The organism is Streptomyces broussonetiae (genome assembly GCF_009796285.1).
GTDB classification, from domain to species: domain Bacteria; phylum Actinomycetota; class Actinomycetes; order Streptomycetales; family Streptomycetaceae; genus Streptomyces; species Streptomyces broussonetiae.
This window is the reverse complement of record NZ_CP047020.1, coordinates 8129712-8151533: the sequence shown is the minus strand read 5'-3', so window position 1 is coordinate 8151533 and position 21822 is coordinate 8129712. Positions and strand designations below refer to the sequence as shown.

General features: G+C 71.9%; 20 protein-coding genes. 13 read left to right on the top strand and 7 right to left on the bottom strand.

Annotation, left to right across the window (positions count from 1 at the left end):
• The first annotated feature begins 37 nt into the window (after positions 1–37).
• From tal to GQF42_RS37180, 6 genes are read left to right on the top strand one after another with little or no spacing between them, the layout of a single operon-like run.
• A complete protein-coding gene (gene tal / locus GQF42_RS37205) occupies positions 38–1183 on the top strand; it encodes a transaldolase (protein WP_158927307.1) in 1146 nt (381 codons plus the stop codon).
• Complete coding sequence (zwf, locus tag GQF42_RS37200; RefSeq protein ID WP_158927305.1) at positions 1180–2796, top strand: glucose-6-phosphate dehydrogenase; 1617 nt, start codon at positions 1180–1182, stop codon at positions 2794–2796. Before tal ends, zwf begins: the two co-directional genes overlap by 4 nt.
• Entirely contained in the window at positions 2793–3719 is a 927-nt protein-coding gene (gene opcA / locus GQF42_RS37195; RefSeq protein WP_158927303.1) for a glucose-6-phosphate dehydrogenase assembly protein OpcA, read from the top strand. The genes zwf and opcA overlap by 4 nt, the downstream gene beginning before the upstream one ends.
• Position 3720: 1 nt before the next feature.
• Positions 3721–5388, top strand: coding sequence for a glucose-6-phosphate isomerase (gene pgi / locus GQF42_RS37190; RefSeq protein ID WP_158927301.1), 1668 nt, complete (start codon positions 3721–3723; stop codon positions 5386–5388).
• A gap of 2 nt (positions 5389–5390) precedes the next feature.
• Positions 5391–6269, top strand: a complete 879-nt coding sequence (gnd, locus tag GQF42_RS37185; RefSeq protein ID WP_158927299.1) for a phosphogluconate dehydrogenase (NAD(+)-dependent, decarboxylating) — start codon at positions 5391–5393, stop codon at positions 6267–6269.
• A gap of 6 nt (positions 6270–6275) precedes the next feature.
• Entirely contained in the window at positions 6276–6869 is a 594-nt protein-coding gene (locus tag GQF42_RS37180; RefSeq protein ID WP_158927297.1) for a histidine phosphatase family protein, read from the top strand.
• A 92-nt stretch (positions 6870–6961) separates the two neighbouring features.
• Here GQF42_RS37180 and GQF42_RS37175 read toward each other — a convergent pair whose 3' ends face one another.
• From GQF42_RS37175 to GQF42_RS37165, 3 genes are all read right to left on the bottom strand, one after another.
• On the bottom strand, positions 6962–8884 hold the full coding sequence (locus tag GQF42_RS37175; RefSeq protein ID WP_158927295.1) for an ArnT family glycosyltransferase: 1923 nt from the start codon (positions 8882–8884) through the stop codon (positions 6962–6964).
• A gap of 171 nt (positions 8885–9055) precedes the next feature.
• Positions 9056–10843: a sugar phosphate isomerase/epimerase and 4-hydroxyphenylpyruvate domain-containing protein gene (locus GQF42_RS37170; protein ID WP_158927293.1), complete on the bottom strand. Its 1788-nt coding sequence runs from the start codon at positions 10841–10843 to the stop codon at positions 9056–9058.
• Positions 10844–10936: 93 nt separating this feature from the next.
• Complete coding sequence (locus GQF42_RS37165; RefSeq protein WP_158927291.1) at positions 10937–11833, bottom strand: shikimate dehydrogenase; 897 nt, start codon at positions 11831–11833, stop codon at positions 10937–10939.
• Positions 11834–11996: 163 nt separating this feature from the next.
• Here GQF42_RS37165 and GQF42_RS37160 point away from each other — a divergent pair, with 163 nt between their 5' ends.
• Both GQF42_RS37160 and GQF42_RS37155 read left to right on the top strand, forming a co-directional pair.
• A complete protein-coding gene (locus GQF42_RS37160; protein ID WP_158927289.1) occupies positions 11997–12662 on the top strand; it encodes a TetR family transcriptional regulator in 666 nt (221 codons plus the stop codon).
• Between the two features lie 180 nt (positions 12663–12842).
• Complete coding sequence (locus tag GQF42_RS37155; RefSeq protein ID WP_158927287.1) at positions 12843–14201, top strand: MFS transporter; 1359 nt, start codon at positions 12843–12845, stop codon at positions 14199–14201.
• Between the two features lie 190 nt (positions 14202–14391).
• Here GQF42_RS37155 and GQF42_RS37150 read toward each other — a convergent pair whose 3' ends face one another.
• Together GQF42_RS37150 and GQF42_RS37145 are read right to left on the bottom strand one after the other, a co-directional pair.
• On the bottom strand, positions 14392–14733 hold the full coding sequence (locus GQF42_RS37150; RefSeq protein ID WP_158927285.1) for a VOC family protein: 342 nt from the start codon (positions 14731–14733) through the stop codon (positions 14392–14394).
• Positions 14734–14890: 157 nt separating this feature from the next.
• Positions 14891–15493, bottom strand: a complete 603-nt coding sequence (locus GQF42_RS37145) for a TetR/AcrR family transcriptional regulator (RefSeq protein WP_158927283.1) — start codon at positions 15491–15493, stop codon at positions 14891–14893.
• A gap of 104 nt (positions 15494–15597) precedes the next feature.
• On the opposite strand from GQF42_RS37145, the gene GQF42_RS37140 reads away from it, so the two are divergent.
• Positions 15598–16476 carry an NAD(P)-dependent oxidoreductase gene (locus GQF42_RS37140; RefSeq protein WP_158931040.1) on the top strand — a complete coding sequence of 293 codons (879 nt, stop codon included), beginning with the start codon at positions 15598–15600 and terminating at the stop codon, positions 16474–16476.
• 43 nt (positions 16477–16519) lie between these two features.
• Here GQF42_RS37140 and GQF42_RS37135 read toward each other — a convergent pair whose 3' ends face one another.
• Positions 16520–16960 (bottom strand): PPOX class F420-dependent oxidoreductase, encoded by a 441-nt coding sequence (locus GQF42_RS37135; RefSeq protein ID WP_158927281.1) that lies wholly within the window; start codon positions 16958–16960, stop codon positions 16520–16522.
• A gap of 108 nt (positions 16961–17068) precedes the next feature.
• On the opposite strand from GQF42_RS37135, the gene GQF42_RS37130 reads away from it, so the two are divergent.
• The 3 genes from GQF42_RS37130 to GQF42_RS37120 all read left to right on the top strand — a co-directional run bounded on the left by GQF42_RS37130 (position 17069) and on the right by GQF42_RS37120 (position 20288).
• Complete coding sequence (locus GQF42_RS37130) at positions 17069–17647, top strand: TetR/AcrR family transcriptional regulator (protein ID WP_158927279.1); 579 nt, start codon at positions 17069–17071, stop codon at positions 17645–17647.
• On the top strand, positions 17644–18999 hold the full coding sequence (locus tag GQF42_RS37125; protein WP_158927277.1) for an MFS transporter: 1356 nt from the start codon (positions 17644–17646) through the stop codon (positions 18997–18999). Before GQF42_RS37130 ends, GQF42_RS37125 begins: the two co-directional genes overlap by 4 nt.
• Positions 19000–19064: 65 nt before the next feature.
• Positions 19065–20288: a serine hydrolase domain-containing protein gene (locus GQF42_RS37120; protein ID WP_158927275.1), complete on the top strand. Its 1224-nt coding sequence runs from the start codon at positions 19065–19067 to the stop codon at positions 20286–20288.
• A 30-nt stretch (positions 20289–20318) separates the two neighbouring features.
• On the opposite strand, the gene ribA is transcribed toward GQF42_RS37120, so the two are convergent.
• Entirely contained in the window at positions 20319–20990 is a 672-nt protein-coding gene (gene ribA / locus GQF42_RS37115; RefSeq protein WP_158927273.1) for a GTP cyclohydrolase II, read from the bottom strand.
• 38 nt (positions 20991–21028) lie between these two features.
• On the opposite strand from ribA, the gene GQF42_RS37110 reads away from it, so the two are divergent.
• Entirely contained in the window at positions 21029–21805 is a 777-nt protein-coding gene (locus tag GQF42_RS37110; RefSeq protein WP_158927271.1) for a creatininase family protein, read from the top strand.
• The last annotated feature ends 17 nt before the right edge of the window (positions 21806–21822 follow it).

Genomic DNA, 21822 nt, shown 5'->3' with positions numbered 1-21822 from the left:
CGCGACGACAAGACAACGCGACGAGAAGACAAGAAAGATGACTGACGTGACCGAAGCAATCGCCACCGCCGGAGCCCTCAAGCGCCTCGCCGACGAGGGGGTCTCCATCTGGCTGGACGACCTGTCGCGCAAGCGGATCGCCTCGGGCAACCTGGCGGACCTGATCGAGAACAGGAACGTCGTCGGTGTCACCACCAACCCGTCGATCTTCCAGGCCGCCATCGGCTCCGGCGAGGGCTACGAGGAGCAGCTCACCGACCTCGCCGTCCGCGGTGTGACGGTGGACGAGGCGGTGCGGATGATGACGACCGCCGACGTGCGGGCTGCCGCCGACATCCTGCGTTCCGTGTACAGCGCCTCCGAGGGTCGCGACGGCCGCGTCTCCATCGAGGTCGACCCGCGCCTCGCCCACCAGAGCGAGGCCACCGTCGCCGAGGCCAAGCAGCTGGCCTGGCTGGTGGACCGCCCCAATGTGATGATCAAGATCCCGGCGACCAGGGCGGGCCTGCCGGCAATCACCGAGGTCATCGGGCTCGGCATCAGCGTCAACGTGACCCTGATCTTCTCCCTGGAGCGCTACCGCGAGGTGATGGCCGCCTACCTGGCCGGCCTGGAGAAGGCCCGTGAGCGCGGCATCGACCTCTCCACGATCCACTCGGTGGCGTCCTTCTTCGTCTCCCGCGTGGACTCCGAGATCGACAAGCGGCTGACCGCCCTCGGCACCGACGAGGCCCTCGCCCTCAAGGGCCGCGCGGCCCTCGCCAACGCCCGCCTCGCCTACGAGGCGTACGAGGAGGTCTTCGCCTCCGAGCGCTGGCTGGCCCTCGCCGGCGACAACGCCAACAGGCAGCGTCCGCTGTGGGCCTCCACCGGTGTGAAGGACCCCGCCTACAAGGACACCCTGTACGTGGACGAGCTGGTGGCGCCGGGCACGGTCAACACCATGCCGGAGGCCACGCTGAACGCGGTCGCCGACCACGGCGAGATCACCGGTGACACGGTGACCGGCGACTACGCCGGGGCCCGCGCCGACCTCGACGCGGTCGAGCGGCTCGGCATCTCCTACGACGGGATCGTCCAGCAGCTGGAGGACGAGGGCGTCGCCAAGTTCGAGGCGGCCTGGCAGGACCTGCTGGACGCTGTTGCGAAGTCCCTGAACAGCAAGGGAGTTGACGCCCGATGACCGAGAACGCACCCGCCGCCGCGGCACCCGCGAAGGCGCAGGCACCGGCGAAGTCGCCGGCGGAGGTGACCGTGCCGCTCGGCTCGGCCGCCGACTGGGGGAACCCGCTGCGGGACGCCCGCGACCGCCGCCTGCCGCGCATCGCCGGCCCCTCCGGTCTGGTGATCTTCGGTGTGACCGGTGACCTGTCCCGCAAGAAGCTGATGCCGGCCGTGTACGACCTGGCCAACCGCGGTCTGCTGCCGCCGGGCTTCTCCCTGGTCGGCTTCGCCCGCCGGGAGTGGGCGGACCAGGACTTCGCGCAGGTCGTCCACGACTCCGTGCGCGAGCACGCCCGCACCCCGTTTCGCGAGGAGGTGTGGCAGCAGCTTGCCGAGGGCATGCGGTTCATCCCCGGTGACTTCGACGACGACACCGCGTTCAAGCAGCTCAAGGACGCCGTGGAGGAGCTGGACGCCTCCCGTGGCACCGGCGGCAACTTCGCCTACTACCTCTCGGTGCCGCCCAAGTTCTTCCCCAAGGTCGTGCAGCAGCTCAAGAAGCACGGCCTGGCCTCCCCGCCCGAGGGTTCCTGGCGGCGCGCGGTCATCGAGAAGCCGTTCGGCCACGACCTCGACAGCGCCCGCGAGCTGAACGCGATCGTGCACGGCGTGTTCGAGCCGGACCAGGTGTTCCGCATCGACCACTACCTGGGCAAGGAGACCGTCCAGAACATCCTGGCGCTGCGCTTCGCCAACCAGATGTACGAGCCGATCTGGAACCGGTCGTACGTCGACCACGTGCAGATCACCATGGCCGAGGACATCGGCATCGGCGGCCGGGCCGGCTACTACGACGGCATCGGCGCCGCCCGTGACGTCATCCAGAACCACCTTCTGCAGCTGATGGCGCTCACCGCCATGGAGGAGCCGATCGCGTTCGACGCGGAGGCGCTGCTCACCGAGAAGCTCAAGGTGCTCAAGTCGGTGCGGCTGCCGGCCGACCTCGGCGAGCACACCGTGCGCGGGCAGTACGCGGAAGGCTGGCAGGGCGGCGAGAAGGTCGTCGGCTACCTCCAGGAGGACGGCATCGACCCCAAGTCGAAGACCGACACCTTCGCCGCGATCAAGCTGGGCATCGACAACCGCCGCTGGGCGGGCGTCCCGTTCTACCTGCGCACCGGCAAGCGGCTGGGCCGCCGGGTCACCGAGATCGCGGTGGTCTTCAAGCGGGCTCCGCACTCCCCCTTCGACTCCACCGCCACCGAGGAACTGGGCCAGAACGCGATCGTCATCCGCGTCCAGCCCGACGAGGGCATGACGGTCCGGTTCGGCTCGAAGGTGCCGGGCACCTCGATGGAGATCCGGGACGTGTCGATGGACTTCGCCTACGGCGAGTCGTTCACGGAGTCGAGCCCGGAGGCGTACGAGCGGCTCATCCTGGACGTGCTGCTCGGCGACGCGAATTTGTTCCCCCGTCACCAGGAAGTGGAAGAGTCCTGGAAGATCCTCGACCCGATCGAGGAGTACTGGGCGGCGCACGGCCGGCCGGCGCAGTACGCGTCGGGCAGCTGGGGACCCGGAGAAGCGGACGAGATGCTCGCACGAGACGGACGGAGCTGGCGCAGGCCATGAAGATCGACCTGACCGACACCACGGCAAGCAAGATCAACAAGGCGCTGGTGGACGGCCGCCGCGCCATCGGCACCCCGGCCGTGGGCATGGTCCTGACGATGGTCATCGTCACGGACGAGGAGAACGCCTACGACTCGATCAAGGCTGCCGAGGAGGCCTCGCACGAGCACCCCTCGCGGACCCTGGTCGTCATCAAGCGGCACGCCCGCACCCTGCGCGACCGCACCCACTCCCGGCTCGACGCCGAGGTGCGGGTCGGCTCGGAGGCCGGCGCCGGCGAGACCGTCGTGCTGCGTACCTACGGCGAGGTGTCCGACCACGCCGACTCGGTCGTCCTGCCGTTGCTGCTGCCGGACGCGCCCGTCGTCGTGTGGTGGCCCGTGGAGGCCCCCGACGCCCCGTCCAAGGACCCGCTGGGCGCGCTCGCCCAGCGCCGGATCACCGACCTGTACGCGGCGCTCAAGCCGATGGAGGTCCTGGAGACCCGGGCCCGCAACTACGCGCCGGGCGACACCGACCTCGCCTGGACGCGGCTGACGCTGTGGCGCTCGATGCTGGCCGCCGCCCTGGACCAGGCCCGCACCAGGATCACGTCGGCGGCCGTCGAGGCCGAGGCCGACAACCCCAGCGCCGAACTGCTCTCGCGCTGGCTGGAGGCCCGGCTGAAGGTGCGCGTGGACCGCGTGGTCACCGCTGGACCGGTCGTCACCGCCGTACGCCTCGGCACCGCGAACGGCGAGATCGTCATCGACCGGCCCGAGGGGCCCCTGGCGACACTGACCCTGCCGGGCCAGCCGCCGCGCACCCTCGCGCTCAAGGTCCGCCCCACCTCCGAACTCATCGCCGAGGAGCTGCGCCGCCTCGACGCCGACGAGATGTACGCCATCGCCCTGAAGGGCGAGGCCGCCAAGGAGAACGCCTGACATGGCAGCAACCCAGCCTTCCGGGTTTCCCAAGCTCAGCAACCGGCCCGAGTGGACGGCCCTCGCCGACCACCGCGCCGAGGGCCGGCCGCACCTGCGCGAACTGTTCGCGGCGGACCCCGGCCGCGCCGAGCGGTACGTCGTACGGGTCGGCGACCTGTACATCGACTACAGCAAGCATTTGATCACCGACGAGACCCTGGCCCTCCTCCAGGAACTCGCCACCGCCACCGACGTGTTCGCCCTGCGCGACGCCATGTTCCGCGGCGAGAGGATCAACGTCACCGAGGACCGGGCGGTGCTGCACACCGCGCTGCGTGCCCCGCGCGACGCGGTCGTCGAGGTCGACGGCGAGAACGTGGTGCCGAAGGTGCACGCCGTCCTCGACAAGATGGGGCGCTTCGCCGACCGGGTCCGCTCGGGTGAGTGGACCGGCCACACCGGCAAGCGGATCCGGAACGTGGTCAACATCGGCATCGGCGGCTCCGACCTCGGCCCCGCCATGGCGTACGAGGCGCTGCGTCCGTACACCGCACGGGAGTTGACGTTCCGGTTCGTGTCCAACGTGGACGGCGCCGACCTGCACGAGGCGACCCGCGACCTGGACCCGGCGGAGACCCTGTTCATCGTCGCGTCCAAGACGTTCACGACGATCGAGACGATCACCAACGCCACCTCGGCGCGCTCCTGGCTGCTGAAGGCCTTCGACGGCGACGACAAGGCGGTGGCCAAGCACTTCGTGGCCCTGTCGACCAACGCCGAGAAGGTCGGCGAGTTCGGCATCGACCCGGACAACATGTTCGAGTTCTGGGACTGGGTCGGCGGCCGCTACTCGTACGACTCCGCGATCGGCCTCTCGCTGATGATCGCCGTCGGCCCGGACCGGTTCCGTGAGATGCTCGACGGTTTCCACCTGGTCGACGAGCACTTCCGTACGGCACCCGCCGAGGCCAACGCACCTTTGCTGCTGGGCCTGCTGGGCATCTGGTACGGCAACTTCTACGACGCCCAGTCGCACGCGGTCCTGCCGTACAGCCACTACCTGTCGAAGTTCACGGCCTATCTGCAGCAGCTGGACATGGAGTCCAACGGCAAGTCGGTGCAGCGCGACGGCGAGCCGGTGCAGTGGCAGACCGGCCCGGTCGTCTGGGGCACACCGGGCACCAACGGGCAGCACGCCTACTACCAGTTGATCCACCAGGGCACCAAGCTGATCCCGGCCGACTTCATCGGCTTCGCCCGCCCGATCGGCGAGCTGAGCGGTGAACTCAAGGCCCAGCACGACCTGTTGATGGCCAACTTCTTCGCCCAGACCCAGGCGCTCGCCTTCGGCAAGAGCGCCGAGGAGGTCCGCGCGGAGGGCGTGCCCGAGGAGCAGGTGGCGCACCGCACCTTCCACGGCGACCACCCCACCACCACGATCCTCGCCGGTGAGCTGACCCCGTCGGTGCTCGGCCAGCTGATCGCCCTCTACGAGCACAAGGTGTTCGTGCAGGGCGCGGTCTGGAACATCGACTCCTTCGACCAGTGGGGCGTGGAGCTGGGCAAGGTCCTCGCCAAGCGCGTCGAACCCGCCCTGACCGAGGGCGCGGACGTGCCCGGTCTCGACCCCTCGTCCAAGGCCCTCGTCGCCGCCTACCGCACTCTCAAGAACGCATCGGAGAACTGATCATGCAGCTCGGTCTCATCGGTCTCGGCAAGATGGGCGGCAACATGCGCGAGCGGATCCGCCGCGCCGGCCACACCGTCATCGGCTACGACCGCAACCCCGACGTCTCCGACGTCAAGTCCCTCGCCGAACTGGTCGAGCAGCTCGACGCGCCCCGTCACATCTGGGTGATGGTCCCGGCCGGCACCGCCACCCAGACCGTCATCGACGAACTCGGCGACCTGCTCGAGCCCGGTGACACGGTGATCGACGGCGGCAACTCCCGCTGGACGGACGACGAGAAGCACGCCGCCGCGCTCGCCATCAAGGGCATCGGCTTCGTGGACGCCGGTGTCTCCGGCGGCGTGTGGGGCCTGCAGAACGGCTACGCGCTCATGGTCGGCGGCGACAAGAAGCACGTGGAGGCCCTTGAGCCGATCTTCGAGGCGCTCAAGCCGGACGGCCCCTACGGGTACGTCCACGCGGGCCGGGTCGGCGCCGGACACTTCTCCAAGATGGTCCACAACGGCATCGAGTACGCCATGATGCAGGCCTACGCCGAGGGCTGGGAGCTGCTGGAGAAGGTCCACTCCGTGGAGAACGTCCGCGAGGTGTTCCGCTCCTGGCAGGAGGGCACCGTCATCCGGTCCTGGCTGCTGGACCTCGCGGTCAACGCCCTGGACGAGGACGAGCACCTGGAGAAGCTGCGCGGCTACGCGGAGGACTCCGGCGAGGGTCGCTGGACCGTCGAGGCGGCCATCGACAACGCGGTGCCGCTGCCCGCGATCACCGCCTCCCTGTTCGCCCGGTTCGCCTCCCGGCAGGACGACTCCCCGCAGATGAAGATGATCGCCGCGCTGCGCAACCAGTTCGGCGGCCACGCGGTCGAGAAGAAGGACTGATCCGCCGTGGGGGACCTTCTGCTGGTCCGCCACGGTGAGACGGAGTGGAGCAGGTCGGGACAGCACACCAGCTGGACCGACCTGCCCCTGACCGAGCACGGCGAGGAACAGGCCAAGTCCCTCGCCCCGCTCCTCACCGGACGGACCTACGCCCTCGCGCTGGCCAGCCCGCTGGGCCGCGCGATACGCACCGCCGAACTGGCGGGCCTGACCGGGGTCGTGCCCGATCCCGACCTGCACGAGTGGGACTACGGCGGCTACGAGGGCATCACCACCGTCGACATCCACCGCACGCGTCCCGGCTGGGACCTGTGGACCGACGGTGTGCCGCCCGGCCCCGAAGGGCACCCGGGCGAGTCACCGCAGGAGATCGGGGCGCGTGCCGACCGGGTGCTGGCCCGCGTCGACGCCGCGCTCGCCGAGGACTCCGGCGACGTCGTCCTCGTCGCCCACGCCCACTTCCTGCGGGTGCTCACCGCCCGCCGGCTGGGCCTTGCCCCCGCCGAGGGCCGGCTGTTCCAGCTGGCCACCGCGACGGTCAGCCTGCTGTCGACCGAGCACGGGCGGCCGGTGATCGCCGAGTGGAACAGACGGCCGTGACGACTCTGCGTCCGCGCGGCAGGTGCGCAGCGGGGGCCTGCCCGTAACGGCCGTCACCCGCAAGGCGCCTGTCCATGGGCCCGCGGCCCGGTTCACCTCTGGTGGGCCGGGCCGCAGTCGTACAGCCGGTGCACCCGGTCGTGGGAGCCGTACGCGGACGCCGGGACGAGCGTGCAGTGACGGGTCGTCCAGTGCACGAGCCCGCCGACGGGCGTGTGGTCCCGGTGCCGGTGATCGGCCAGGACATCGGTTCGCTTGAGGACGACGTAGCGCAGCCGGCCGGAGTCGATCAGCCGGTGGAAGCGGGCGGACGACGGGTACGGAACCCTTCCGGTGAAGCCGCCCATGGGCATGATGTGCGCGTTCGCCGAGATGACGTAGGGCGCGGCGGACCACCAGCCGGGCATCGCGGCCAGGTACTCGGCGTCGCCACGGTGTGCGGTGAGGTAGCCGAGCATCTGCCGCTGGGCGGGGGTCAGCCGTGCGAGGGGGTTGCCGGGCCGGCTGCTGCTGGGGCCCACGCGGGCCAGCGAGCCGGGCTGGTTGTAGCGCAGCGACAGCGCCGACGCCGACCACGCGGCGGGCACGAGCAGGACCGCGGCCAGGCCCAGGGCAAGACCGGCGGTGACCACGCGCGGGCGGCGCCGGATCGCGGCCGGGACCAGGGCCGACACGCCGAGGACGGCTGCCGCGGGGGCCGCCCAGGGCAAGAAGCGCGGGTACCACAGGGTCAGCCCCACACACCAGGCGGCGTTCGCGGCGAGTGCCACCGGCAGCACCCAGGCGCGCCGGCCGCCCCGCAGGCCCGCCCGCCGTGCCTGTACGACACCGGCGCCGGCGAACGCGGCGAGCGGCACCGCGACCACACCCATGTAGTAGGTGTGCCCCGTCACGCTGCCGAAGCTGAAGACCAGGAAGAACGTCGCCAGCCACACACCCCACAGCACCTGCCCGGCGAGCATCCGGTCGGTGCGGGCCGCGCGCCGCCGCCACAGGGCCACCGCGCCGCCGACGAGCCCGAGCGCGGCCAGCGGGTACAGCCACCCGGTCTGCGTGGCGAGCCCGGGGCTGAACATCTTCCACACGCTGTCGCCCATGCCGGGGCCCGAACCGGCCACCCGCAGGCTCTGGTTGGGCGCGACACTGCCGGTGCCGGCCGCGTCGACGCCGACCGTCTGGAAGCGGGTGAGGAAGTTGTAGCCGACGACCAGGCTGAAGGGCGAGTTGTCGGTGGTGCCGTCCAGATAGGGCCGGCCGGAGCCCGGGGTGAGGGCGGCCACCACCATCCACGACACCGACACCGCGAACATCACCGCGGCGGCGAGCGCGAGATCGCGCAGCCGGCGCCGCAGCGCCAGGGGAGCGGCGACCAGGTAGGTGGCGGCGAGCGCGGGCAGCACCGCCCAGGCCTCCAGCATCTTGCACTGGAAGGCCACGCCCACCCAGAACCCGGCGAGCAGCAGCGGGGCGACCCTGCCCCGCTCGGTCGCCCGCTGCACGGCCTCGGCGGCCAGCAGGAGCAGCAGGACGAACGGCGCGTCCTCGGTGACGGACCGCCCAAGACCGATGGTCACCGGGGTGAGGGCCAGGAAGGCGGCCGCCAGCAGTCCGGCCGGCGCGCCCGCCCAGCGCCGTACCACCACATGGAGCAGCACCACGGAGGCCACGACCTCGAGCGCCTGCGGCAGCACCAGCGCCCACGGGTGGAAGCCGAACATCAACGCCGACAGGGCCTGTGGCCACAGGAAGCCGGGCAGCTTGTCGATCGTGAGGGTGTTGCCCGGATCGAAGGAGCCGTAGAAGAACGCGACCGGGTTGTCCGTCATGCTGCGCACCGCGGCGGCGTAGAAGCCGTGGTAGGAGCTGTGGTTCAGGCCCCACAGGGTCAGCAGCGCGGCGAGTGCAGCTATGGCCACCAGTACCGGACGCTCGTACCTGCTGGTACGCGGGCGGGGCGCGGACACGGGCGGCGGGCCGCCGTCCCGGACGACCGACTCGGTGGGGGTGCTCAGCATGAACGGCCTTTCGGGCTCCCGGAAAACGTGGTGATCCGGGCGCAGCGCGCATACCGGATCTTGCGGAGTATCCGCCTCCGGACATGTACGGAGCCTGAACCGGAGCTGAACCCGGTATAGGTCTCACCGGCCTCTCACCCCTACGGGGTATCCGGTAAGAGGCCGGTCAGTTCAACGCAAGAGCCGCCCCGCGTGCTGGGCCGCGAGCCGCACCGGCGCGTTCGCGGCGCCGTAGCCGTGGTGGCCGGGATCGCGCTGGACCAGTTCGAAGAACACCCGTCCGACGGTCTCGGTGTAACAGTGCCGGAAGGTACCGCCCGCGTCCCGGTCGTAGAGGATGCCCAGCTCACGGTAGGCCTCCAACTCGCCCTCGGCAAACGTGAATCGGGCCGCGAGGTCGTCATAGTAGTTCCCCGGCACCCGCAGCAGCCGGCCGCCGGCCGCGCGGAAGGAGCGGGCCGCGGCCACCACGTCGTCGGTGGCCAGGGCGATGTGCGCGGCATGCACGGTCTCGTCGGCGGGCGCCGCACCGACGGTGAGGGCGATGCGGACGCTGCCGTCGGCATTGGCCACGGCCCGGCTGCGGCGCAGCCCGTAGGGGTCGGCGAGGTCGACGCTCTCCTGGGCATCCAGGCCGAGGACGCCGCGGTGGAAGAGCGTCGCCTCGTCGAAGTGGTGCCAGGGCTGGGTGAGGGCCAGGTGGTCGACACGGGTGCCGCAGGCGGACTCGGGGGTGTCCTGCAGATCGGCGAAGTCACCACGCCAGGCGTGCAGTTGGGGCTCCTCGGCGGCGAGGAGGAACAACTCCGTGCCGTCGGGCGCGGCGACCGCGTCGAGCAGGGCGTCCTCGGGGGCTCGGCGGCGGGGCAGGACGGGGGCGTGCAGGGCCTGCGCACGGCGGGCGGCAGCGGCGGGGTCCGCGGACGCGAGCCCGATCGCGGCGAGCCGGGTGCCCTCACGGCGGTCGGCGGCGGTGTTGACCAGGATCCGGGCCTCACCGTGCTCCCACAGGTCCACGGGCTTGCCGCGGTGCCGGGCGGTGCGGGTGAAGCCGAGGGCGGCCAGCACCGCGGCGACGGGCTCGGCGTCCGCGGTGAGCAGCTCGGCGAAGGCGACGCCGGTGGGAACGACCGGCGGCGGCAACTCAGCGGTCCCGACGGCCTCCTGAAGCAGGAGCAGGGACCGGTGGGCGTCCACGGCGGTGGAGCCGGCATCCGCCTGCCGGTGGACGTCGTTGAAGACCTCCAGCGACAGCGGCCCGCGGTACCCGGCGGCGAGCACCAGCCGCACCAGCCCCGCGACGTCGAAGCCGCCCTGACCCGGGAAGCACCGGTGATGACGGCTCCACTGCAGCACGTCCATGGCCGGCAGCGGCGCGTCGGCCAGCTGCAGGAAGAAGATCTTCTCGCCGGGTATCTCCGCAACCCCCCGGGGATCCGAGCCTCGGGCGAGGATGTGGAAGCTGTCCAGGCAGATGCCGAGCGCCGGATGCCCGGCCGCCTCGACGATGCGCCACGCATGGTCGTACGTGTTCACGTACCGCCCCCAGGCGAGTGCCTCGTACGCCACCCGGATGTCGAACTCCGCTGCCATTTCCGACAGTTGGACCAGCTGCTGGGCGGCGAGGCCGTCGTAGTCCAGGGCGAGCGGGGACACGCTGGAGCACACGAGCACGGTGTCGGCGCCGAGCCGCCGCATGAGGTCGAACTTGTGCCGGGCGCGCCGCAGATTCGACGCGAAGACCTCCTGCGGGACGGCCTCGATGTCCCGCATCGGCTGGTACAGATCGATGCGCAGCCCGAGATCCGCGCACCGGGCACGGATCTCCTCGGGGGACAGCGGGCTGGCCAGGAGATCGTTCTCGAAGATCTCCACACCGTCGAACCCGGCACGGGCCGCGGCGGTGAGCTTCTCGGTGAGGGAACCGCTCAGGGAGACGGTGGCGATGGAGGTGTGCATACCTGGACTCCTTGACGGGGCTGTGCTGCCGCGCGCCCGAAGAGAGCGCGGGGAACGGGAACTGCGCGGGCAACCAAGGACGGCTCGCGGCGGTCATCCGGCACAGGCGACCGAACTCTCCGCCCCGGCCAGCTCCTCGAAGTCGGCCAGCATCCGCGCACGGTCCGGCTCCACTCCCGTGAACAGCCGGAAGGAATCCGCAGCCTGGAACACGGCCATCCCGCCTCCGGGCAGCACCGCACAGCCACGTTCCCGCGCGACCCGCACCAACTCCGTCTCCAGCGGCCGGTACACCACCTCGGCGACCCACACCCCGGGCCGGAGCAACGGCGCACGCAGCGGCAGCCCGGGATGGGCCGCCATCCCGGTGGGCGTGGCGTGCACAAGCCCACCGGCCCCGTCGGCCTGCGCGAGCAGCTCCGGCAGCTCGTCAGGGCCCGCGGCCTGCGCCCGGCCGGGGCCGAAGTGCCGGACGAGGGAGTCGGCAAGGCCGACGGCCCGGCCGGGCAGCGCGTCGACGACGGTCACCCGCCCGGCTCCCAGCGTGAGCACGGCGTGTGCCACGGCGGCGCCCGCACCGCCCGCGCCGAGCTGGACGACCCGTTCCAGCGGGGCGTCCGGCAGACCGCGCGCGAAGGAGGCGGCGAATCCGGTGACGTCGGTGTTGTGGCCGACGGCCCGGCCGCCCGCGTCGAGGACGACCGTGTTGACCGCGCCGAGCGCCTCGGCCTGCGGGTCGAGCGCGTCGAGGTGCTCGAGGACGAGCTGCTTGCAGGGATGGGTGATGTTCAGCCCGTCGAAGCCGAGGTCGCGGGCGGCCCGGACCAGCTCGCCGACCGCCTGCGGGGCCACGCCGAGAACGTCGAGGTCGAGGAGGCGGTAGAGGTAACGCAGGCCCTGCCGGTCCGCCTCCCGCTGGTGCAGGGCGGGGCTGAGCGAGGGGCCTATGCCTGCCCCGACCAACCCGACGAGATACGAGTCCTTGGCCACGCGGACCTCCCGAGACAGCGTTAATGTACGAACCAGTACGTTAGCTATATCAGCCCCGAGTGCCGCCGAGAAGGCCCCCGGCGGTAACCGGGGCCCTGCTTCTACAATCACCGGCACCGCGCACGAGCGCTGCGCCCAGGCACCCCCGGCCCTAAGGAAACCGATGACCAGCGTCGAAGAACCCCTGCGCCCCGGCGGGCGGACGCGCGACGCCGCCCGTACCCGGGCCGAGATCCTCGACGTGGCCACGCAGGAGTTCGCGCGGGCCGGCTACGACGGCGCCCGGGTCGACGAGATAGCGGCCCGCACCCGCACCACCAAGCGGATGATCTACTACTACTTCGGCGGCAAGGAACAACTGTTCACGGCGGTGCTGGAGCGGGCGTACGGCGTGATCCGGGAGGCCGAGCAGCAGCTCGACGTCGAGCACCTGGACCCGGTCGCGGCGATCCGGCGCCTGGCCGAGCTGACCTTGGACCACCACGAGCAGCACCCGGACTTCATCCGCCTGGTCAGCATCGAGAACATCCATGGCGCCGAGCACATCGCGGCCTCCGAGAAGCTCGGGAGGATCAGCTCCCCGGCCCTGGACGTGATCCGCCGCATCCTCGCCGCCGGGCAGGAGTCCGGGCTGTTCACGGCCGACGTGGACGCGGTCGACCTGCACGCGATGATCAGCTCGTTCTGCTTCTTCCGGGTCGCCAACCGGCACACCTTCGGCGCCCTGTTCGGCCGCGACCTGGTGGACCCGGGCCGGCGCGAGCACTACCGCACCATGCTCGGCGACATGGTCATCGCCTACCTGACGGCGGAACGGGCCGGCGACTGACGTCCGCACACCAGGGCCCCGCACGGACTCTTGACACACGGGAAACACGGGCGCAACATCCCACCCACCGTAACTAACTATCCAGTGGGTTCATTACGCCGAGACCCGGCCCCACCCGTCGTCGTGTCCCTCCGCCGCTCACTCCCCCGCAGGGTGGAGTCCCCCCGAAGGAGCACCGCCGTGTCCGTGCCCGTCCCCGCACCCGCCTCCGACGCCCCTGCCGGCCAGCCCTGGAAGGCGGCGACGGCCGCCTGGATCGGCAGCGCGCTGGAGTACTACGACTTCTTCGCCTACGGCAGCGCCGCCGCACTGATCTTCCCGAAGGTGTTCTTCGACGCCTCCGCCCCGGCCACCGCCACCCTGCTCTCGCTGGCCACCTTCGGCGTCGCCTACGCCGCCCGGCCGCTCGGTGCCCTGGTGCTCGGGCATGTCGGCGACCGGCTCGGCCGCAAGAAGATCATGGTGTTCACGCTGCTCCTGATGGGCCTGTCGACCTTCCTGATCGGCTGTCTGCCCACCCGCGCCCAGGCCGGGTCGCTCGCGCCCGTCCTGCTCGTGCTCTGCCGTGTCCTGCAGGGCATATCGGCGGCCGGCGAGCAGGCCGGCGCCAGTTCCATGAGCCTGGAACACGCGCCGGAACACCGGCGCGGATTCTTCACCAGCTTCACGCTCAGCGGCACCCAGGGCGGCCAGCTCATCGCCACCCTCGTCTTCATCCCGATCGCCCGGCTGCCCGAGGACCAACTGCTCTCCTGGGGCTGGCGGGTGCCGTTCTGGCTGAGCGTGGCGGTCGCCGTCGTCGGCTACGTCATCCGGCGCCGGCTGCGCGAGACCCCGGCCTTCGCCAAGCAGGCGGCCGGCGAGGGCGTGGTGCGGCTGCCGCTCGCGGTGCTGCTGCGCGAGCACTGGGCGGACGTGCTGCGGGTGATCGCGGGCGCGCTCATCGCCTCGGTCAGCACGATCTTCACCGTGTGGGCACTGGCGTACGCCACCAGCGACGCGGTCGGCATGTCCCGTACGTCGATGCTGTGGGTCGGCGCCCTCGCCAACCTGGTGGCGCTGGCCGCGATCCCGCTGTGGGCGACGCTGTCGGACCGGATCGGGCGCCGCCCGGTGTTCCTGATCGGCGCGGTCGGCAGCGCGGCGGCGATGGCCGGCTACCTGTGGGCGATCTCCACCGGCTCCTACCCGTTGACCCTGGCCCTCGGCATCGTCGCCTTCGGCGTGCTCTACAGCGCCGCGAACGGCGTGTGGCCCGCCTTCTACGGCGAGATGTTCGCCACCCGGGTCCGGCTGTCCGGCGTGGCGATCGGCACGCAGACCGGCTTCGCGGTGGCCGGGTTCGCGGTCACCTTCGCCGCCCGGATCGCCGGCCCGGGCGGCGACGACTGGTCGGCGGTGGCCCTGTTCACGGCCGCACTGTGCGTACCGCCGGTCGTCGCCGCACTCTCGGCCCGCGAGACGCACACCGTCCCGGCGGAGCTGCTCGGAGAGCGGGACGCGCGGCGCCCGGCACCGGCACAGCGGGTCACGGCCTGAGACGGCACACTCCACGGGCCCGGGTCCAGGTCCGGGTCCGGGTCCGGGTCCGGGTCCGGGGTCGGGTCCGGGGTCGGGGGCGCGATCGGAACCGGGGCAGGGCCGAGACCGAGGCCAGGGCCGCAGCCAGGACCGAGGTCAGGGCCAGGGGCAGACGCCGGATCCGGGGTCGGGGTCGGCGCCGGGGCTGCTACGGACGTGGGTGGCGTGGCTCGTACAGCGCCAGCTCGCCACCGCCCGGCAGCCGCAGCGCGGTCACCCGGCCCCAGCGGACCTCCTCCACCGGCCGGGTGAACTCCACTCCCCGCTCGGTGAGTTGACGCCGGGTCTCGTCGAGGTCGTCGCACATGAGCATCAGCTCGTGCGCGGGCTCACCCTCGGTGGGGTGGCAGGCCACCTCGGCGGGCGGCGCCTTGAAGATGAGCCATCCGCGGCCCGCGTCGACGTAGTTCCAGCAGAGCGTGCCGCGCAGAAAGGCCCGGTCGGCCTCCGGGTCCCGGCTGTAGAGCACCACATGTGCACCGTTGATCACGCGCGGAGGCTAATGCCGCGCACGGGGCCGGACAAGCACCGGCGGCCCGCGACCCGCCGTACGCGCGCGCCCGTCGTGCACGCGCACCCGCCGAACCTCCGCACCACCGCACGGGCCGCACGCGACGCACGGGCCGCGTCCACCGCACGGTCGGCGCTCACGAGGCCGGCGGCACCGCCGCGTCGAGCAGGGGACCCAGTTCCGCCACGACCGTCCGCAGCGGCCGTACGTCCTGCTCGGCGCGGGCCAGGATGATCGCGCCCTCCAGGGTGCTGATCATCAGCGTGGCCAGGGCCTCGGCGCGGGCGGCGGGGACCCCCATGTCGCCGAGGGCCCCGGTGAGCGGCTCCCGCCACGTGGCGAACGCGGCGGCCACGGCCTCGCGGGTCGCCCCGCCGGCCGACGCCCGCTCGACCGTGGCGGCGGCCACCGGGCAACCCCCGCCGAAGCCCTGCGCCTCGTACTCGTCGGTCCACTGCGCGATCATCGCCGCGAACAGAGCGCTCGGGCTCGGCTCGTCCAGGTCGGCGACAAAGCGTGCGATCCGCTTGCCCGCGTACCGCCCCGCCCACCCCACCGCCTCGTTGACCAGCTGTTCCTTGCCACCCGGGAAGTAGTGCTGAAGAGAGCCGCGCGGCGCGTCCGCGAGGGCCGCGACCTCCCGCATCCCGGTCGCGGCGATCCCGTCGCGCCGGATCAGCTGGGCCGCACTGAAGACCATCCGCTCCCGCGGGCCCCGCCGCGCCTGTGCCTCACCCATCACCGGCCTCCGTTCCGCACCCCGCCCACTCTATGACCGACGTCATAACGACGGCTACCATGACAGCGGTCATAGGCGGCTCGCGCGAAGGGGAGGACGACACCGTGAACGTGGGTTTCATCGGACTCGGAGTGATGGGCCGGCCCATGGCACTGCGCCTGGCGTCCGCCGGCACTCCCCTCGTGGTCTGGAACCGCACCCCGCAGCGCACCGCACCCCTGCGCGCCGCCGGTGCCCAAGTCGCCGCGGATCCCGGCGAGGTGTTCGCGCGCACGGACGTGGTGCTGCTGATGCTCGCCGACGAAGCCGCCGTCGACACCGTCCTCGCCCGCGGCACACCCGCCTTCGGCACCCGCGTCGCGGGACGCACCGTGGTCCACATGGGCACGACGTCCCCCGAGTACTCGCACGCCCTGGAGTCCGACGTCCGCGCCGCCGGCGGCCACTACGTCGAGGCTCCCGTCTCCGGATCGCGGGTCCCGGCCGAACAGGGGCAACTGGTCGCCATGCTCGCCGGCGACGAGGAAGCCGTGACCGCCGTACGCCCCCTGCTCGCGCCCCTGTCCCGGGAGACGTTCGCCTGCGGCGAGGTGCCCGGCGCCCTGTTGATGAAACTCTCCGTCAACCTGTTCCTGATCACCCTGGTCACCGGACTGACCGAGGCCTACCACTTCGCCGAACGCCAGGGCCTGGACCGCCGCCTGTTCCTCGACGTCCTCGACGCGGGCCCGATGGCCAGCCCGGTCTCCCGGATGAAGGCACCCAAGCTGCACGAGCGGGACTTCACGGTGCAGGCCGCCGCACTGGACGTCCTGAAGAACAACCGCCTCATCGCCGAGTCCGCCCGCAGGGCCGGCCTGGCCTCACCGCTCCTGGATGCGTGCCACGCGCTGTTCGAGGAGACCGTTGCGCGGGGGTACGGCGACGAGGACATGGTCGCCGTACTGCGGGCGATCGAGGCGCGGACGACCGAGGGGGTGTAGGCGGGGGGGGCCGTTCACCGGGCCGTCGGCCGCCGGCTGCGCCTCAGCCTTGCTTGGGGATCCCGTACACCCGGTCCACCCGCAGCCGCACCACCAGCCGGCGGTCGCGGACCATCGCCGCCCGGTAGTCGTCCCAGTCGGGGTGTTCGCCGAGGACGTCACGGTAGAGCCGGACCAGCTCCTCGACCGTCTCGTCGTGCGGGTCCCGGGCGACCGGGCTCAGTTCGGCCGTGCCCTCGGCGACGGTGTACTCCCAGCGGTCTGCGCTGGTCACGTGGTAGGAGGCGCGGGGATCGCGGCGCAGGTTGCGGGTCTTGGCGCGGTCGTCGGTGACGGAGATGCGGATGGTCCGCTCGTCGGGGTAGTAGGCATGGCTGACATTGGACAGCTGGGGGCGGCCGTCCTGCTTGAGGGTGACCAGGGTGCCGCCGTGGCCTGCGGAGAGCAGGTCGAGCAGTGCGTTCTGGGTGGAGTCGTCGGTCATAGCACCGTCAACTCGTCGCGGCGGCCCCGGCATTCCCCGGAGCCGTGGGCCGAACGGGTGACAGGCACCTCGTAGACACTGTCTACTCGCGCCTGGTAGACAGTGTCCATGACCGACTACGACAGCGGGTTGCGGGAGCGTCTGGTCGACGTGGGGGTGGAACTGCTGGCCGCCGAGGGGCTGTCGGCGCTGACCCTGCGGGAGATCGCGCGGCGCGCCGGGGTCTCGCACGGGGCGCCACGCCGTTACTTCCCCACCCATCTGGAGCTGCTGTCCGCCATCGCACGCCGCGGCTTCGCCGACCTGGCCGACCGAGTGGGGACGGCGCCCGGGCCCGGCACCGACCCCCGCGCCCGGGTGGCCGCGCTGGCACGGACGTATCTGGAGTTCGCGCTGGACCGGCCGGGGATGTACGAGCTGATGTTCCGTCATGATCTGCTGGAGAGCGGCCACTTGGGGTTGCGGGACACCAGTCTTCCGTTGTTCGAGCTGCTCGCCGGGCTGGTCGGTGAGGTGCGGCCGGAGGCCGACGCGCGCGAGGTGGCGGGCGCGCTGTGGGCGAACCTGCACGGGATCGCCCAGCTGTGGCGCTGGAACAGCCTGCAACTGGCCGTCGGCGGCAAGGACTTCGGGCCACTGCTCGATGCGGCGCTGGCGGCGCATCTGGGGGCGGTGGGGGGCCGGTGAACCGGCGGTGGACGCTGGCGAGCAGCGTGGCGGGCGCGGTGGTCGTCGCGCTGGACGGTACGGTCCTCACGGTCGCGCAGCCGCGTCTGCAAAGAGATCTGGGCGCGACGTTCGCCGAGGTGCAGTGGACCAGTACGGGATATCTGGTCGCGGTGGCGAGCCTGCTGGTGTTCGCGGGGCGGCTCGGTGACCGGTACGGGCACCGGCGGGCGTTCGCGCTCGGCATGCTGGGATTCGGGGCGGTGTCGGCGGCCATCGGTCTCGCGCCCGGTGTGGAGTGGGTCATCGGACTGCGGGCGGTGCAGGGGGTGTTCGGGGCGCTGTTGCAGCCGGCCACGCTGGGCATGCTGCGGGTGGCGTTCCCGGCGGAGCTGCTGGCGAGGCCGCTCGCCGTGCGGACGGCGGCGATCGGGCTGGCGGCGGCAGCGGGACCGCTGGTGGGCGGGGCGCTGGTGACGCATCTGGGCTGGCGGGCGGTGTTCTTCGTGAACGTGCTGCCGGCGCTCGTCTTCGGCCTGCCGGCCCTCCTGCGCCCCGAGCGGACCCCGCCCGGCGACGCCCGGACCGCGCTGGACATCCCGGGCGCCGCACTGCTCACGCTGACCCTGGCCTGCCTGGTGGACGCGCTGAGCGCCGGGGCCGTCAACCGGTCGTCGGCCCTCTTCCTCGCCGCGACCGGCGCCGCCTTACTCGTCCGGCACGAGCGGCGTACGGCGCGTCCGCTGCTGCCGCCGGGCCTGGTCGGCTCACGGGCGGTCGGGGCGGGGCTCGGTGTCCTGGTCGCGGTGTCGGCGTCCCTGTTCGGCACGCTCTTCGTGGCCACGTACGTGCTCCAACGCGGCCTCGGGCTCGACCCCTTGGTGAGTGCGCTGCGCAGTCTGCCGCTGGCGGCGCTGATGGTGGTGTCCGCCGCGCTGTGCCCGGTGCTGCTGCGCCGGTTCGGAACGCGCGGTACGACGGCAGTGGCTGCGACCGTGCTCGCGCTCGGTGTTCTCGTGCTGTCCCGGGCCGGGTCCGTGCCGGTGTTCGGCTGCGGTTTCGCGCTGCTGGGCGCCGGGTTCGGGACGGTGATGGTGGCGGCCACCCATGCGATCGTCTCCGCGGCGGAGCCGGCCGTGGCCGGGGTGGCGGGCGGGCTCCAGCAGACCGTGCTGAACGTGGGCCCCGCTCTCGGCGTGGCCGGCGCGAGTGCGCTGCTGGACGCCGGGACCGGGCCGGCGCTGCTCGTCCTGGCGGCCGTCGCCGGGCTCGCGGTACCGGCGGCCTGGGCGCTGTCCGGGCGGGGCCGCGTCGCGTCCGTCACACCCGTTGCCGAAGATCACCTCCCGGACGGTGTTCCTGCGCGACGATGAGCACCGGGTGCGCACCGGCCGGGCGGCCGGACGGCATCGGGTACGACGGCGACCGGAGGAGAGCGATGGCACAGCTGCGACAGGAAGTCGACCCGGGTGAGGCGGGGTTGGACGCGAAGGCGCTGGACCGCCTGGACCGCTGCTTCGCCGACCACGTCGACGCGGGGCGGCTGCCCGGCTTTCTGCTGGCCCTGGCCCGGGGCGGGCGGGTCGCGCACCTCACGACGTACGGGCGACGCGATGTCGCGGCCGGTCTTCCTGTCACGCCGGACACGTTGTGGCGGATCTACTCGATGACCAAGCCGGTCACCGCCGTCGCGGTGCTGCAGCTCATGGAGGAGGGCCGGCTCGGCCTGGACGATCCGCTGGAGCGCCATCTGCCGGCATTCGCCGACCTGCGGGTGTACGAGGGCGGCTCGGGCGCCGGAATGCGCACCCGGCCCGCCGCCGGCCCTGTTCTCCTGCGCCATCTGCTCACCCACACGGCCGGGTTGACGTTCGGCTTCTACCACACGCATCCGGTCGACGCCCGGTACCGCGAGTCGGGCCTGGAGTACTCCGTGCCGCCGGGCGCCGATCTGGCCGAGACGGTCGAGGTGTACGCGCGGATGCCGCTGCAGTTCGAGCCGGGCACGCAGTGGAACTACTCGGTCGCCTCGAACGTGCTGGGCCGGGTGATCGAGGTGGTGTCCGGGCAGCCGCTGGATGCCTTCTTCGCCGAACGGATCCTCGGCCCGCTCGGCATGACCGACACCGGGTTCCACGTCACGGCCGAACAGGCGCCCCGGCTGGCCGAGTTGTACGGGGAGAGGGACGAGGGCGGGATCGCACCGGTGCCGGGGCTGCCGGTGCACGGCCGGCCCCGGTGCCTGTCCGGCAGCGGTGGCCTGGTGTCCTCGGCGTACGACTTCCACCGGTTCATGGAGATGCTGCGCCGGGGCGGCGAACTGGACGGCGTCCGGCTGCTGTCGGCGGACAGCGTCACGCTGATGACCGGCAACCGGCTGCCCGGCGGCGCCGTCCTGCGGGCCTTCGGCTCCCCGGTCCACCAGGAGCCCGGCAACGACGGTCTCGGCTTCGGCTTCAACGTCTCGGTGGTGGTGGACCCGTCCCGCACCCTGGCCCCGTCCAGCCTCGGCGCGTACGGCTGGACGGGCGTGGCCACGACCGCGTTCTGGGTCGACCCGGCCCACGAGCTGACGGTGCAGTTCATGACCCAGCTGCGCCCGCGGACGCTGAAGGTGTTCCCGCAGCTGCGGCGGCTGGTGAGCGAGACCCTCGTTCAGTGACCGCCGGTGGGCCGCCAGGGCGCCGGGCCGTCAGGAGCCATGGGCGACGGCGTCCAGGTGGGGCAGGATGTGGTCCAGCCGCTCGCGCTTGGTGCGCAGGTAGGTGATGTTGCTCTCGCACGGCTCGATCAGCAGGGGCACGCGCTCGGCGACCTGGATGCCGTGCCGGACGAGTGCCTCCCGCTTGCGCGGGTTGTTGGACATCAGCCGTACCGAGCGCACGCCGAGGTCGCGCAGCATCTCGGCGGCGACGCGGTAGTCGCGGGCGTCGACGGGCAGGCCGAGCGCGAGGTTCGCCTCCACCGTGTCCAGGCCCTCCGCCTGCAGGGCCATCGCGCGCAGCTTGGCCAGCAGGCCGATGCCGCGGCCCTCGTGGCCGCGCAGGTACACGACGATGCCGCTGCCTTCGGCGACGACGGCGCGCAGCGCGGCCGCCAGCTGGTCGCCGCACTCGCAGTGCCGGGAGCCGAACGCGTCCCCGGTCAGGCACTCGGAGTGCAGCCGGGTGAGCACGTTCTCGGTGCCGATCTCGCCGTACACCAGGGCCACTTGCTCGTCACCGCGGTCGTGGTCCAGGTAGCCGATCGCCTGGAACTTGCCGTACACGGTGGGCAGGGGTGCATTCACGACGCGTTCCGTGCCCGATCGCCGCGCGGACTTCGCGCCCACTGCGCCGATGTTGACGCCGTTGTTTTCTGTCATGATCTGTTTCCTCAGCAGAGACGAAAGGCCGTGAAAAAATGAGTGGTTCGGGCGTGCGTGCGGCGGCACACGGGGTGATGCCGGCGGACACCACGGAAGACGTACGGGCGCGGGGGGCGCTCGCCACGGCACAGGTGGCCGTCCTGCCCGTCGGCAGCTTCGAACAGCACGGGCCCTTCCTTCCGCTGGCGACCGACACCCTGGTCGCCTGTGCCGTGGCGCGTGAGATCGCCGCCGCATACCCGGTGCACCTCCTTCCTCCGGTGACGGTCTCCTGCTCGCACGAGCACGCCGGGTGGCCGGGGACCGTCAGCATCTCCGCCGTGACGCTCCACGCGGTGGTCCGGGACATCGCGGCGTCGCTGCGCCGCGGCGGGGTCGACGCGCTCGTGGTGGTCAACGGGCACGGCGGCAACTACGTGCTGGGCCACGTCGTCCAGGAGGCGTCCGCGCGCGGTGAGCGGATGGCGCTGTTCCCGGCCGTCGAGGACTGGGAGGCCGCCCGGGATCGGGCGGGGGTCGAGACCTCGCTGCTCACCGACATGCATGCCGGGGAAATCGAGACCTCGATTCTTCTGCACGCTCATCCTGAATTCGTCCGCCCTGGCTACGAGTCCGCCGATTTCGTCGCGGACGACCGTCGTCATCTGCTCACCGTGGGAATGTCCGCCTATACCGAATCGGGCGTCATCGGCCGTCCTTCCCTGGGGTCGGCGGAAAAGGGGAAGGAACTGCTGGCAGCCCTGGTGGAATCCTTCTCGGCGGTGTTCGCGCTGCTCACCGCGCCCGACGACGCCGGGGACGTCCGGGCGTAGCCGCGCAGTCCGGCGCT